Raw genomic sequence first — 14,410 nt, forward strand, 5'->3', positions numbered from 1 at the left:
ATTGTACCATATTTTTCCGTCTCTTCCCATGATTAGCTACGCCCTATTTCTGACTATTCTCCATTCTAGAAAATCCCCAACCTTTGTGATAAAATAGACCCATGAAATTAAATACTTTATTAGGAATAGCAGCAGGAAAATCCAGTCAGTTTGTCCTCAACAAACTAGGACGTGGTACTACCCTGCCAGGAAAAATTGCCCTCAAATTCGATAAACATATTTTAGATAGTTTGGCTAAGGATTATGAAGTCGTTGTTGTGACAGGTACTAACGGTAAGACTCTGACCACCGCCCTGACAGTCGGCATCCTCCAAGAAGCCTTTGGAGAAATTACGACCAACACCAGCGGTGCCAATATGATTACAGGGATTACGGCAACCTTTTTATCAGCCAAGAAAAATAAAAATGGCAAGAAGATTGCCGTCTTGGAGATTGATGAAGCCAGCCTGGCTCGTGTGACCGACTTTATCAAGCCTAGCCTGATTGTCTTCACCAATATCTTCCGTGACCAAATGGATCGCTACGGCGAAATTTATACTACCTACCAGATGATTTTGGACGGGGCTGCAAAAGCACCTCAGGCGACCATTCTCGCCAACGGTGACAGCCCGCTTTTCAACTCGACCTCCGTTATCAATCCAGTAAAATACTACGGTTTTGCGACGGAAGAGCATGAGCCACGTCTGGCCCACTACAATACCGAAGGCGTTCTCTGCCCACATTGCCACCAGATTATCCAGTACAAGCTCAACACCTACGCTAATTTGGGTAGCTATATCTGTAACAACTGTGGCTTTAGCCGACCTGAGCTGGATTACAAGTTGACAGAGTTAAAAGAAATCACCAATACTTCTTCTACCTTTGCCATTGACGGTCAGGATTACAAAATCAACATCGGTGGGCTTTACAATATCTACAATGCCCTGGCAGCTGTCAGCGTGGCAGAATTTTTCGGCGTATCTCCTGAGAAAATCAAGGCTGGTTTTGACAAGTCCAAGGCAGTTTTCGGTCGCCAAGAAACCTTTAAATTGGGCGATAAAGATTGTACTCTGGTCTTGATTAAAAACCCTGTCGGTGCAACCCAGGCCATTGAAATGATGAAATTGGCTCCTTACGATTTTAGCCTATCTGTTCTTCTCAATGCCAACTACGCTGATGGAATTGATACCAGCTGGATTTGGGATGCTGACTTTGAACAAATTACCCAAATGGACATTCCACAAGTCTTTGCAGGTGGTGTGCGTTCATCTGAAATCGCCCGTCGCCTCCGTGTGACTGGCTATCCTGAGGACCAGATTACTGAAACGCCGAAACTGGAAGACATCATGACCTTGATTGAGCAATCGAGTAGCCAACATGCTTATATCCTCGCCACCTATACAGCTATGCTGGAATTCCGCGACTTACTAGCTCAACGCCAAGCCGTTGGAAAGGAGATGAAATAATGGTCTATACGTCATTAAAAAGTCCTGAAAAAGACTACACTTACTATCTCCATATCGCCCACCTCTACGGTGATTTGATGAACACCTATGGTGACAATGGCAATATCCTCATGCTTAAGTATGTGGCTGAAAAGCTGGGGGCTCGTGTTCAGGTGGACATCGTTTCACTGACAGATGAATTTGACAAGGATTTCTACGACATCGCCTTTTTCGGTGGCGGTCAGGACTATGAACAATCCATTCTTGCTAAGGATTTACCAACTAAAAAAGATAGCTTGGCAGACTTTATCGAAAACGATGGCGTCATGCTGGCCATCTGCGGTGGCTTCCAGTTGCTCGGTCAATACTACATCGAAGCTGGCGGCCGCAAGATTGACGGTCTAGGAATTATGGGTCACTACACTCTCAACCAGACCAATAACCGTTTCATCGGTGATATCAAAATTCACAATGATGAATTCAATGAAACCTACTACGGTTTTGAAAACCACCAAGGCCGCACCTTCCTAGCTGACAACCAAAAACCCCTGGGCAAGGTTGTCTATGGCAATGGTAATAACAAGGAAGACGGCGGCGAAGGCCTACACTACAAAAACACCTTCGGCAGCTACTTCCACGGACCCATCCTGTCCCGCAATGCCAACCTAGCCTATCGCCTGGTCACTACTGCCCTCCGTAAAAAATATGGACAAGACATCCAAATTGCCAGCTATACTGACATCCTCAGCAAAGAAGTCGCTGAAGAATACGGCGATGTAAAGAGCAAGGCAGAATTTGATAAATAAAGCAAAACCGCTTCTGATATTCAGAGGCGGTTTTATTTTTTATATAGTTCCAATCAAGAGCAATCCCTCAATCGTAATCTCGGTCAACTGACTCAAATCCAACTTGGACTGGTCCACTTGGAAAAAGAGGGGCGTCATGTCTGCCAAGACTTGGGCATGTTCTAGGCTAATCGGCAAGGTCCGACTGACCAGCACTTGCTCCACCTGCCCTAGGTAAGACTTGAAATGGTCCACGATAGCCTGGTTATCATAGAACTCCTTGCGGAGTTGGTCTTTGGCTAAATGGCGGAGCTCCTTGAGGTGATTGGGCCCTGGGACCAGCTTGAGAATAGCCCCACCAGCTTTCAGCACTCTAGCAAACTCCTGATAATTGGCTGGGGAAAAGATGTCCAAGATGCCGTCAATTGTCTTGTCTTGAATAGGCAACTTGGTTAAGTCACCGACAAACCATTTGACCGACTTGGTCCTGTCAGATTTGGCTGCTAGGAGAATGGAATCCTTGGAAATATCAAAAGCAAGAATGTCCAAGTTCATTTTCTCGGCTAACTTACGGGAATAAAAGCCCTCCCCACAGCCGATGTCCAAGACCGACTGTAAGCCCAGCTCTGCTATTTTCCCCTCCAAAGCCGCATAGAGGTGATCGTAATAGCCCGCCTCTAAAAATGCCTGGCGGTTTTCAAAGCTAGACTTGTGGTAGTTGGCGGACTGCTTGACCTGGGGTGCTAGGTTGACATAGCCCTGCTTGGCAATATCGAAGGTGTGGCGGTTGGGGCAGTGAAGACTGCTCTGGTCAAGATCAAGAACCTGCCCACAATGTGGACAGGCGAAAAATTGGTCGCTATTAGCAAAACGTTGGTGTTTGGTCATGTTACTTATTTTCTTTTCTAAAGCGGTGCAGGGCTAGTCCAGAAAGAAGCGTGGCAAAGGCTCCTGTAAAGACCAGCAAGTAGCCGACTGGAATGAGATAAAAATTTTCATGCAGAATGCCCTCGGCATCGATATACTCGACCGAGTTTGCCTTGATGACAAAGCAGACGAAGCCGAGAAGCATGAGAAAACTACCAATAATGGTAATGGTCAGGTGCATCTGGGTACGGCGGCCTTCGCGACCGTCTTTGACAAGTTTTTCTGTCATGTTGTTCATGTCAGTTCCTCCTAAGATAAGGTGATCTAAGGAGATCGAAAAGACAGAGGACATGAGAATCAAGAGTTCCAAATCAGGTAGGTTTTTGTCATTTTCCCAGTTGGAAACGGCCTGCCTGGTCACATTGAGTTTGAGGGCAAACTGCTCCTGGGTCAAGCCTTCCTTCTTACGTAAGTCTTTGATTTGCTGTCCAAAGTTCATTTTTTCTCCTCTCGGGATCCTGTCTAGCAGGTCCTAAACTTATCTTAGCCTATCGGTCAATGATTGCCAAGAAAGACTGGCTTGCTCTGGACTTTTTTAGCGAAAGGTGGTCTTGCTAACTCCGAAAGACTGGCTTGCAATCCTGTTCTATCAAGGGTTTGAGCCTCTTGTCAACTTGCTGTCAACCTAGCCTAATTGCTCAGATAATTCTTCCCATTCTTCCATAAGGTTTTCTTGTTGGGCAGTCAATTGATCGATTTCTTTCTGATAATCGGTCAGCTGACCGATGTCATTAGTTTCTAGCATGGCTTGATTGAGCTCACTCAAACGGTTTTCTATGTTCTCAATTTCAACCTCAATTTGCTCGATGCGGCGGGCCAGTTTGCGTTGCTCTTTTTGGTTTTCCTTTTGGGCTTGGTAGTCCATGGCTCCGGCTGATTGGCTGGTACTTTCTAGCTGGTCAGGCTGGGCTTCTGCTTCCAGCTCTGCCTTTTTCTCCAAATAATAATCATAGTCGCCCAAGTAGAGCGTGGAGCCCGTTTCCGAGATTTCGAGGACCTTGGTGGCGACGCGGTTGATGAAATAACGGTCGTGGCTGACAAAGAGCAGGGTGCCGTCAAAGTCGATGAGGGCATTTTCCAGGACCTCCTTGCTGTCGATGTCCAGGTGGTTGGTCGGCTCGTCGAGGATGAGGAAGTTGTTGTTTTCCATGGACAGCTTGGCGAGGAGCAGGCGGGCTTTTTCCCCACCAGATAGCATGGACACGGACTTTTTGACGTCATCGCCTGAGAAGAGAAAGGCTCCAAGGCGGTTGCGGATCTCCACTTCAGGTGTAGTCGGAAAGGCTGACCAGAGCTCCTCCAAGACCGTGTTGGAAGGTGTCAGGGCCGACTGAGTCTGATCGTAGTAGCCCACTTCCACATTGGCACCTAGCTTGGCTTCTCCTTTGATAAATGGCAGAGCTCCGATGATGGATTTGAGCAGGGTTGTTTTTCCGATACCGTTCGGACCGACAATGGCAATGGCATCCAGCTTTCGTTGGTCAATGGAAATAGGCTGAGAAAGTATTTCTCCATCGTAACCCACCGCAGCATTTTCCACTGTCAAGACTATATTGCCAGAAGTCTTGTCCGACTGGAAAGTCATGTTGGCAGACTTCTGACCAGTTGTTGGCTTGTCCAGTCGCTCCATCTTTTCCAACTGCTTGCGTCTAGCCTGAGCACGCTTGGTGGTCGAAGCACGGACAATATTTTTCTGGACAAAGTCTTCTAGTTTGGCAATTTCCTTCTGCTGCTTTTCATAGTTTTGCAACTCCGTCTGCAACTTCTGCTCTTTGAGCTCGACAAACTGAGAATAATTGCCCACATAGCGATCCAAGGAATGCTTGGTCAAATCCAGTGTCAGTGTCGCCACCTTGTCCAAGAAATAGCGGTCATGGCTGACGATAATCAAGGCTCCCTTGTAATGCACTAGGTAGTTTTCCAGCCAGGCAATGGTTTCAATGTCCAAGTGGTTGGTCGGCTCGTCCAGGACCAAGAGTTCTGGGTTTTCAAGCAACATTTTAGCAAGAGCAAGACGGGTATTTTGACCACCAGAGAGTTCAGAGATTTTCATGTCCCACATGGTCTGGTCAAACTTAAAACCGTTTAAAATGGCACGAATATCCGCCTCGTAGCTAAAACCACCTGCTTGACGAAATTCTTCCGACAAGCTATCGTAGGTCTTCATCAGTTGGTCAAGTTCACTACCAGACAGGCTTCCCATCTGCTCTTCCATACTGCGTAGGCGTTTTTCCGTCATCCGCAGGTCATCAAAGACATGTAGCATTTCATCGTAAATGGTATTTTCCGACTGAAAACGGCTATCCTGTGCCAGATAAGAAAGGGACAAATCACGCTTGGTTGAAATCTCACCACTGGTTGCCGCTTCTTCTCCGACAAGGATTTTGAGTAGAGTAGACTTGCCTGCGCCATTTTTTCCGACAAGAGCAATCCTATCCCGTTCATCTACTTGAATGTTGATATTGTTAAATAAAACTTCGCCCGCAAAGGAGCGCTCAATCTTGTTTCCGTTCAATATAATCATACTCAATATTTTACCATAAAACACTCAAAAACTCCCCCACAGAAAAAGTAGAGGAGTTCCAATAAAAGGGAAGTTCACCATACTTCTATGAACTAATGTCTAGAAATAAGTCTTAAGAAACATTATTCTAGCGACAGTGAATCTTCACCAGTAATAGAACGGACTAACCGTAGTAAATAACTCCAATCAACCTTAAACTGATTAAATCGACTCCTCTGACTATAAACTTGTTTCAACTGATTTTGTATAGAAGATAAAAAACTTAGCGGAACTGTTTCATATACACTTAAATATAGACAAGCTCCAAACAACTTCTGAACAGGAAAATTTAGGCTTGATGAATGTCATCAAGGAACTTCATAGCCAGCATAATGGTATTCTTTGTTATCGTCGTATGACTCGATTTGTCAATCGCAAGCTTGGAACAAGCTACAACAAGAAACGGATTCGACACTTGATGCACATTCTAGGTCTACGTTCCATTATCAGAAGAGCCAAGGGGTATTGTACCAAGACTAGCTTTGTCAATGTAGAGGACAACATTCTCAATCGTAATTTTACAGCTACTGCTCCAAATCAGAAATGGTCTACAGATGTGACTTTCTTGAAGTACGGTCTCGATTGTAAGGCCTACTTGAGTGCTATTAAGGATCTTTATGACGGCTCAATTGTCGCCTATGTGGTTGGTCAGTTTAATGATAACGAACTGGTGTTAGAAACACTTCGTAAAGTCCGAAAAGCTAATCCTGATGCGACACCATTGATTCACAGCGATCGAGGTTCGCAATACACCTCGAAAGATTATTACCGCCTAACGACCCAGTATCAGATGACCCGCTATATGTCTCGTGTTGGTAAGGTGTATTGACAATGCACCAATTGAGAGTTTCTTTGGGAACTTTAAGACGGAGTGCTATGATTTGAAGAAATATAAGACTTTTGAGGAGCTAGTTTTAGATATTGATGCCAACATCTATTTTACAATCATCAACGTTTTCAAGAGCGCAACAACGGCCTTGCCCCTCTTGAAATGAGGAACAAGGCCGTCGCCTAATCTTTTATTATTTCATTGTCCACTTGACAGGGAGCTATTCATACAATCCCTGTGTTTTCCAAATAATCAATCTGAATTACAAAACAATCTGGGTGAGCGATATTATCCGAATCCATACGAGCAATAAATTCAGTTTTAATCTCACTCAAAGCTAGATTTATACTAGTAGAAATACCTAGATTTTTATCAAATATATCCTAGGCCCCGATAAGACTTTATGATGTCTGCAGTCTTATCCTCACTGCCATCATCAACAATAAGGAACTTAAAATCTTGGTAGCTTTGACAGAGGATACTATCTATTGCTTCCTTAACAATAGTCTCCCTATTATAGACTGGCATAATTACAGTTAGCTTTGCCATTATTTCTCCAAAATATTTCCCAACTTAATTAATAGTAACATTATTTTTACAACTATAGTAGCAAAAAATCCAGCTCTGGACTGGATTGGATTTCATCAATTCACAAAGCCTTGCAAGAGTTCCCAATGTTGCCAGACAAGGTATAGCCCGCCTCCGATAATGATAAGCAAAATTAGGAATTTTATCAAGCCTTTGACAAAGCGAACGATAAGCATCAAAATCATGGACACAAACAACCAGCCCCAGGCCGATGAATTGAGTAGATTATCCATACCAGTCAGGCTTGAGCCTGCCATTGCTCGCAAGGGAGCTGGAATTTTCTCTAGCCAGTCGGTGGTCAGACCAAGCTGGCGGACAATGGCTGAGCTGGTTGACTGCAGCCAGACAAAGATACCAGCATTGTAAAGCAAGAGAAAAGCTTGTTCGGGATAACGCTTAATGAACTTAATCAAAATAAATCCTTTCTAGTTGTTTGCATAAAGCTGAATGACCGCATCCACATCTTCCTGCTGAATGCCTGTATAGGACCCTGCAGACTCCATGACAGAAGCTCTGCCATCTTCATGGCCTAAGCCAAGGGCATGCCCCAGCTCATGCTCAGCTGTGTGCAGGATTCGGTCAAATTCATAACCATATTGGGGATTTAAAAGATAGTAACGATTGAGTCTCACCGTCACACTGGTATAAAAATTGGTCAGAAGATTGGTCGTCGAATTGGCCTCCCCAGCAGCCTGGGTAGTACTATCATTGACATCTGTCGCAATAATATCTGCTGCCTCCGGGCTATCGACCAACTCAAACGTAAAGGCACCTGTCTGGTTCCAATTGGCAATGGCCTGCACGTAGGCCTGGCGTAAAATTGGCTCCTGGCTCTCAATATATACCGTAGCACGATTGCTTTCCCACCGTCCATGGTCGCCTGTGTTGACAGTATCCGTAGCCAGATGCTTGATAGTATCGACACCCTCTTGTAGCTTGACTGGAGACTGTCCTTTGACAATCAGCTCCGCCTCCTGCAGAACCCTATCCAAGGTTTGGTAGGCATTTTCCCTCTGAAAAACAAAGAGCAAAGCCAGGGCCAGAGCTGTGATTAAAACAGTCGACCAGATAAAATTCCAAATCAAACTGACCAACCAAGTAAGAATTCTTAGGAAAAATCCAAGGACACTTTTTATTAATTTCATAGACTATACCTCTTTCTGGAGATGGTCAACAGTATAGCAAATAAAGCTAAAATTTACCTTAAAGCAGCTTAGGATAGTCTTTCCTCCAACTCAAAGTCAATCGGCAGCCATTGGAGGACGTACTCGATTTGCTGGTTCCAATAGTGCCACTCGTGCTTACCAGGTCCCTTACTAGCCTCGATGTCCAAGCCCATCTTTTTCAAATCAGCAATAGCCTTCTCATGACCTGCAAAAAGAAAATCTTCCTCTCCACACCAAGCGTAAAACTTGGTTTTCTTATCTGACTGCTTGGCAATCTCTGTCAAATTATTTGGATTCTTAGCATTATGAATGTCTCCGAACACACCCGTCCAGTAGGCTAGATTTCCCAAATCAGCCGTCCCTTCATTGTCAAAATCAAAGGCCAGGGCACCAGAAAGCGAGGCCGCGTATGAAAAACGGTTGGTAGACAGGGCAATCTTGAAGGAACCATATCCGCCCATGGACAGACCAGCAATGAAGTTTTTCTCCCGCTTGTCGGACATATTTGGAAAGAACCGCTTGAGAACCTGCGGCAGTTCAATGGCAATGGCATCGTAATAATTCATGCCGTAGGTCGTATTAGTGTACCAGCCCTTGTCCGTATTAACCATGACAACGATGAGATTGGTATAGCGTACCAATCGTTCTATGGTCGAGCGATTGAGCCAGGAATCCTGATTGCCACCCATCCCATGCAAGAGGTAGAGGACTGGGATATCCTTATCATCAGGATTAGGTATACGATTGCGGTCTGGATAAATGACATTAACCTGCCGTGACATATCCAAGGCCTCCGAATGATATTCAATTTTCATAATAGCCATTTGCTTTCTCCTATTCTAAAGAGCCAGTTTGGACTGGCTCTCATCACTTATTTTCTCTTATTTTACTTCCATAATCACCGGCAAAATAGCTGGGCGACGTTTGGTTTGGTCAAAGAGGAATTTTGCCAGGTCATCGCGGACAGTTGCCTTCAGTTCTGACCAGTCAAAGCTATCCTTGGTGAAGTAGTTTTCCACGCTGGCATTGACCAAATCAGATGCCTCACGCAGGATGTCCTTGCTCTTCTTGACATAGACAAAGCCACGGGTATTGACCCTCGCCTTAGAAATAATGCGTTTCTCACGGCGATTGACCGTCAGAGCCACGATGAAAATACCGTCCTCTGATAGGATTTTACGGTCACGGAGGACCACATTTCCCACATCTCCCATGGCATTACCATCAATCATAATATCCCCTGCTGGAACGGCCCCACTGTGGACAAAATCACCATCCTCATAGGCCATAACATCACCACGTTTGACGATGATAATATTTTCTGGATACATGCCAATTTCCAGCGCAGCCTTGGCGTGGGCGTTGAGTTGGCGATACTCACCTTGAATCGGGAAGAGATACTTGGGTTTCATGATATTGAGCATGAGCTGCAAATCACGCGCATTGCCGTGACCAGACACATGCAGGTTCTTGGCCACAGACTTGACGGTGCCCCCCGCCTTATAAATCATGTTTTCCACACGGGCTACAACCGCTTCCTTAGAAATACTTGGCGTCGTTACGATATAGACCAAATCGCCGTCCTTGATCTCAACATAGCGGTGACGTCCGATTGACATTTTGCGTAAACCATTGAGGGGCTCACCCATACGACCAGTTTCAAGAATAATCAGCTCATGGTCCTCATACTTGTTCATGTCCTTAGGCTTGACCAAGAGACGCTCGCTGACCAACTTCAATTTTTTCAGGGAAATAGCTGTGCGGACAATATTTTCCACGTCATGACCAGTCAGAACGACACGACGACCTGTCCTATCAGCTGCATCGAAAATTTGCTGGATACGGGTAATATTGCTGGCCACTGCTGCTACAATGATACGACCTTCCCAGTCGGAAATGGTATTGTAAATTTCATTGGCCACCTCTTTCATGCTGGCCACCTGAACCTTACTATCCGCATTGGCAGAGTCAGAAAGTAGGGCCAAGACACCCTCGTTACCAATCTCAGCCAAGCGACCAAAATCCGTCTGGTAGAGCTTATCAGCTGCCTGGTCAAACTTGAAATCACCAGTATAGACGATATTGCCCTGGTCAGTCTTGATGACCACACCCAAACTCTCAGGAATGGAGTGGGTTGTCTGGAAGAAGGATACAACCGCATCACCAAAATCAATCTCCGTATCTGCATCGATGACATGGAAATCATTGAATTTTTTGGTAGAATTATTGTTTTTAACAATCAATTTTGCCAATTCCACCGTTAAGTGTGAACCGAAAACCGGTACCTTCACTTTTTCCAGCAGGTAAGGCAGGGCACCAATGGCATCCGCATGCCCGTGGGACAAGAAAACGCCAGCCACACGCTGTTTGTTTTCTTCCAAATAATCAAAGTTTGGCACGACCACGTCCACACCCAGCTGTTCATTTTCAGGATATTTGGCTCCGGCGTCCAATACAAAAATATGCTCATTGACTTCAGCGATGTAGAGATTTTTTCCATTCTCACGTACACCACCGAGCGCCATGATTTTTATGCTACTCATCTTTTCTCCTTTGGGGCAATCATACCTGCCCAGTTTATTTTTTCATACCAACGGTCCTTGCCTCCTCACAGTTCAGACGCAAGTCGAATTACAGTCTGCTACACATGTAGCTGTCATTTCTATTATACAATTTTTCAGGAAAATTTACAAAAAACTCTGCCGATTGTTGACAGAGCTTTATTATCCTATGGCAGGTCGACGATTTGGATATCAAAACCCAAACTTTCTACAAAAGCAAGAACATCCTGGGTTGCCACAAAAATTGTCTTGGTATTTATATTTGGATGAAATGTCAGAATCTTTTCTGTCAAGATTTCCCTATCAAAATAGACTTAAATATCTTTATGGGGATTATTGAGCAAACAAAAAATGGAAACTGTCCCCGCAGGCAATCGCATCTTTTCCCAGAGACTGTCGCTTGAATCCATGCAAATGCGGTTGGCACCAACCATTTCCTTAAAGCCTCCATGTCCAGCTGTTTCTGGTCGTCCATAATCAAGAGATAAAAGGCCGTCTTTTTCTTATTGGTCAAAAACATGGACTTGGTCCGCACACCTTCCATTCCCTCAATATAATAATCAGCCTCCTGGGTTGTCAGGGCAGCAGGATGCTCAACCATACCATAAGAAATTCCCAACTGCTTTAATTTTTAAACCAGTTCTTCATACATAAGGACACCTCTTTTTCTCTATATTGATATTCTATTAGAGAGTATGTTTTAATTCAGTAATAAGAAAAAGAGAATCAAATCGATTCCCTTAATCATGAATATTAGATTTCATCGCGTTTCTTTTTTGCGAGTCCAAAAGTAAGTCCCATTGACATCATACCAACAACTGCCATGATATCTGAATTTACTGATGATGTTTTTGGCAATGTTTTTTCAGATTCTGACTTAGCAGAATTTGATTGGCTTGTGCCTTGAGCAGGAGCAACACCCGCACTCAAAGAAGTAAGGTTAACAGTTCCAGCTGAACCATTTGCACCCGCAGCACCAGCAGCTGCAGCTCCTGAACCTTGAGAAATATTTGAGACTTCCATTGGTGCATTTCCTAGATTTGTAGGAGATACTAGAGTAGTAAGAATAGGAAGTTCACCTTCTGGCAATGCATCAGCTGTAGGAGCTACCGCTGGTACAGCAACAATTGTTCCATCAGGAAGCTGGAAGATATTGTTCCCAGTTGCCAAGCGGTACAAGTTGAGCAGACGAAGATACTCTTCTTTTGCTTCAACAGTCAGAGCTGTTTTATCCTTAAGAATATCATATTGTTCAACCAAGTCTGCTTTTTGCTTCAACAAGAGACCAGCCAAAATAGATTTCTGTGTCTCTAGTCGCTCTTTATCTGCAATCAAGGTTGTTGCATTTGCAACCAATTTCTCTGTCTCAGTAATTTTCTCTTTCAAGCCAGCAATTCTAGCATGAATTTTGACTAATTTGTCTTTGGCAGCCGTTTCAGCTTCTACTGCCTTGTCATAGTCTTCTTGAGCTTGAGCAACTTTTGCCACCTCTGCTTTTTGAGCCACAAGCGCTTTAGCAAGTGCTGTTTGAGCTTGTCCTTGTTTCGTTAGGAGTTGTTGGTTCTGTGCAGTAAGCGAAGCTAAATTCTTCTGAGCAACTGTCAACTGATACTGAGTCTGCTCAAGTGTAGCCTTCGCTGTTGCCAAGTTATCCTTAGTTGTTTGCAAACGATTTTTAGCTGTACGAAGTGTTTGATTCGCTGCAACAACAATAGATGCAGATTCCAAGTTAGTACTTTTCAAGTTAGACAATGTTGTCTCGAGAGTTTTAATTTCTGCCTTGAGCTTGTTAATCGCATTTGTGTTGTCAACTGTTGTGCTAGTAGTACCTGTAATTGGCGTCTGACTAAAGTTTGAACTTACAATATTCGACGAAGGAATCATGTAAATTTGAGTCTGCGTAGCCTTGGTACTGCGGAATTGACTTGAGGCTACTCGAGATGTGGCACCAAGATAATAAGTATCATTGCCTGAATTTTGCAGGAGCGAAATCGTATGACCGAAGTTAGAACCTTCATCGTTAAAGAGCATATAAACCAATGAGTTGTAGAAGAGCCCTTTTAACTGATCGACTGTTGTAGCATGTCCAAAGTCCCCCAAGGACTCATAGCCACGATTATCCGAAGTTTTAAGACCACTTGCTGTTGCTGCGGAACCAATATCTGTGAAATCATGGATAAGTGTGCTTAAACCTTTGCTATTGTAAGCACTTGCAACACGCTTAGCAAAATCTTGGGCTGAACTTGTCACAGCAACTGATGCTAAACCCAGTTGTGTACGAACCCCTTTCAATATCTCTGCTGTAAACTGTGCAATCTCATTTTGGACTTCCTTGGTAAGGTTAGCAGGGTCAATTGTACGAGTTTTATCTGCTGCAATTGATTGGTAGGTGTTCACACCGCTTCCGCCCCATTGAATACCATAAGTTCCTTGTTGACTAGCAACTACAATTTTTGATTTATTTTGATTTGCAACACTAATGAAAGCTGTAGATCCTGTATAACCAGCATTCTCAATTTGTTTAAGAGCAGGGTAGGCTGTGTTGATGTAAGAGCTTGGCAAGGTAATCTTATTGCTACCAACTACAGATTTAACCGTATTTGTTGTCGTCGTAGTTGTTGCTGGTGTATTTGCCAACTCCGTCTTCTTAGCTGACAATTCTGCATTGACTTGACTAATTTCTTTATCTAAGTCTTGCTTAGCAGTTGTTTGTGCTGAAGTCAGCGCCTTTTCAGCATTTGTAACAGCAGTTTCATTTACTTTGACAGCGTTCTCAAGGCTTGAAACTTGCTGAATCTGCTTTGCTTCAGTTGTTTTGAGATTGTCTACTGCTGTTTGAGCACTTTCAAGACCAACTTCAGCTAAGTCTGCTTTAACATCAGCAAGAGCTGTTTCAGCATCTGCCACTACTTGATTAGCTGCTACTTCGCCAGCTTTAGCTGTTGCCAAATCAGTTGCCTCAGTCGCCACAAGTGATTCTGCGGTTGCAATAGCTGTTTCAGCAGGAGCAATCGTTGCTTCCTCGCTAGCAATTTTTGATTCAGTTTGCTCGATAATCTGAGGAGCATTCTCAATAATCGTTTGAGCACTGTCAATTGCAGCAATCTCACTATCAATCTGGTCCAATTGTGCCTGAGTGCTGTCCATTTCCGCAGTTGCAGTTGCCACAACTTCTTCTTGGGCTACTTGCTCAGCTTCAGCTACCTTATAAACGTCTTCAGCAGCGATAACCTCTTCCTCTGTTACTGGAGAAGCTGTTTCACTACTTGTAGAATCGATAGTGGTTGTTGCATCTGTTGCTTCTGTAGTTAATACCTGATCAGCTACTGGCTCTGCCGGCACGACTACTTCACTAGCTTCTACTGCTTGTTGTCCTAGGACGGCCAATGTTGTTGCAGCAGCAAAACCTGCTGTTTTTGCAATCTTCTTCGTCATTCGTTTCTCCTACTTTCTTAGCATGAGTTTAATATAAAAACATATTACAGTTGAGTCATTATTATACTCGCTTTTCTATTCTAACCTTATTTGATAGCATTTGCAAGCTCCGACAGGTATGTTTCCCCTTAT

12 protein-coding genes and 2 pseudogenes are annotated in these 14,410 nt (G+C 44.1%); 3 read left to right on the forward strand and 11 right to left on the reverse strand.

From position 1 onward, the window contains the following. Nucleotides 1-101 precede the first annotated feature (101 nt). On the forward strand, nt 102-1,445 hold the full coding sequence (gene murT, locus ACHBIE_RS07950; RefSeq protein WP_105122664.1) for a lipid II isoglutaminyl synthase subunit MurT: 1,344 nt from the start codon (nt 102-104) through the stop codon (nt 1,443-1,445). Beyond that, a complete protein-coding gene (gene gatD / locus ACHBIE_RS07955) occupies nt 1,445-2,230 on the forward strand; it encodes a lipid II isoglutaminyl synthase subunit GatD (protein WP_394733112.1) in 786 nt (261 codons plus the stop codon). The genes murT and gatD overlap by 1 nt, the downstream gene beginning before the upstream one ends. Before the next feature lie 39 nt (nt 2,231-2,269). Here gatD and ACHBIE_RS07960 read toward each other — a convergent pair whose 3' ends face one another. From ACHBIE_RS07960 to ACHBIE_RS07970, 3 genes are all read right to left on the reverse strand, one after another. After that, nucleotides 2,270-3,097 carry a putative RNA methyltransferase gene (locus ACHBIE_RS07960; protein ID WP_394733113.1) on the reverse strand — a complete coding sequence of 276 codons (828 nt, stop codon included), beginning with the start codon at nt 3,095-3,097 and terminating at the stop codon, nt 2,270-2,272. A 1-nt stretch (nt 3,098) separates the two neighbouring features. Continuing rightward, complete coding sequence (locus ACHBIE_RS07965) at nt 3,099-3,575, reverse strand: DUF3955 domain-containing protein (protein ID WP_105122661.1); 477 nt, start codon at nt 3,573-3,575, stop codon at nt 3,099-3,101. A 186-nt stretch (nt 3,576-3,761) separates the two neighbouring features. After that, nucleotides 3,762-5,660, reverse strand: coding sequence for an ABC-F family ATP-binding cassette domain-containing protein (locus tag ACHBIE_RS07970; RefSeq protein ID WP_125266222.1), 1,899 nt, complete (start codon nt 5,658-5,660; stop codon nt 3,762-3,764). A 304-nt stretch (nt 5,661-5,964) separates the two neighbouring features. Between ACHBIE_RS07970 and ACHBIE_RS07975 the strand changes: the two are divergent. After that, a pseudogene (locus tag ACHBIE_RS07975) lies at nt 5,965-6,714 on the forward strand (IS3 family transposase); the annotation flags it as partial. Between the two features lie 38 nt (nt 6,715-6,752). On the opposite strand, the gene ACHBIE_RS07980 reads toward ACHBIE_RS07975, so the two are convergent. From ACHBIE_RS07980 to ACHBIE_RS08015, 8 genes and pseudogenes are all read right to left on the reverse strand, one after another. Next, a complete protein-coding gene (locus ACHBIE_RS07980) occupies nt 6,753-6,908 on the reverse strand; it encodes a glycosyltransferase (protein ID WP_105122658.1) in 156 nt (51 codons plus the stop codon). Further along, complete coding sequence (locus tag ACHBIE_RS07985) at nt 6,901-7,077, reverse strand: glycosyltransferase family A protein (protein WP_105110744.1); 177 nt, start codon at nt 7,075-7,077, stop codon at nt 6,901-6,903. Before ACHBIE_RS07985 ends, ACHBIE_RS07980 begins: the two co-directional genes overlap by 8 nt. A gap of 95 nt (nt 7,078-7,172) precedes the next feature. Then, nucleotides 7,173-7,529 carry a hypothetical protein gene (locus ACHBIE_RS07990; RefSeq protein ID WP_238140723.1) on the reverse strand — a complete coding sequence of 119 codons (357 nt, stop codon included), beginning with the start codon at nt 7,527-7,529 and terminating at the stop codon, nt 7,173-7,175. A 12-nt stretch (nt 7,530-7,541) separates the two neighbouring features. Further along, nucleotides 7,542-8,261: a M57 family metalloprotease gene (locus ACHBIE_RS07995; protein WP_105110742.1), complete on the reverse strand. Its 720-nt coding sequence runs from the start codon at nt 8,259-8,261 to the stop codon at nt 7,542-7,544. Between the two features lie 68 nt (nt 8,262-8,329). Next, nucleotides 8,330-9,106, reverse strand: a complete 777-nt coding sequence (locus ACHBIE_RS08000; RefSeq protein ID WP_105122655.1) for an alpha/beta hydrolase family protein — start codon at nt 9,104-9,106, stop codon at nt 8,330-8,332. A gap of 57 nt (nt 9,107-9,163) precedes the next feature. Beyond that, nucleotides 9,164-10,825: a ribonuclease J gene (locus ACHBIE_RS08005; protein WP_105122654.1), complete on the reverse strand. Its 1,662-nt coding sequence runs from the start codon at nt 10,823-10,825 to the stop codon at nt 9,164-9,166. A gap of 185 nt (nt 10,826-11,010) precedes the next feature. Next, nucleotides 11,011-11,444: pseudogene (locus ACHBIE_RS08010) on the reverse strand (YbaK/EbsC family protein). Nucleotides 11,445-11,596: 152 nt separating this feature from the next. Then, nucleotides 11,597-14,278 carry an SEC10/PgrA surface exclusion domain-containing protein gene (locus ACHBIE_RS08015; protein WP_394733114.1) on the reverse strand — a complete coding sequence of 894 codons (2,682 nt, stop codon included), beginning with the start codon at nt 14,276-14,278 and terminating at the stop codon, nt 11,597-11,599. Nucleotides 14,279-14,410: the final 132 nt, after the last annotated feature.

The sequence above is a fragment of the Streptococcus sp. A23 genome (assembly GCF_043674155.1).
In the GTDB taxonomy this organism is placed as follows: Bacteria; Bacillota; Bacilli; order Lactobacillales; family Streptococcaceae; genus Streptococcus; species Streptococcus suis_V.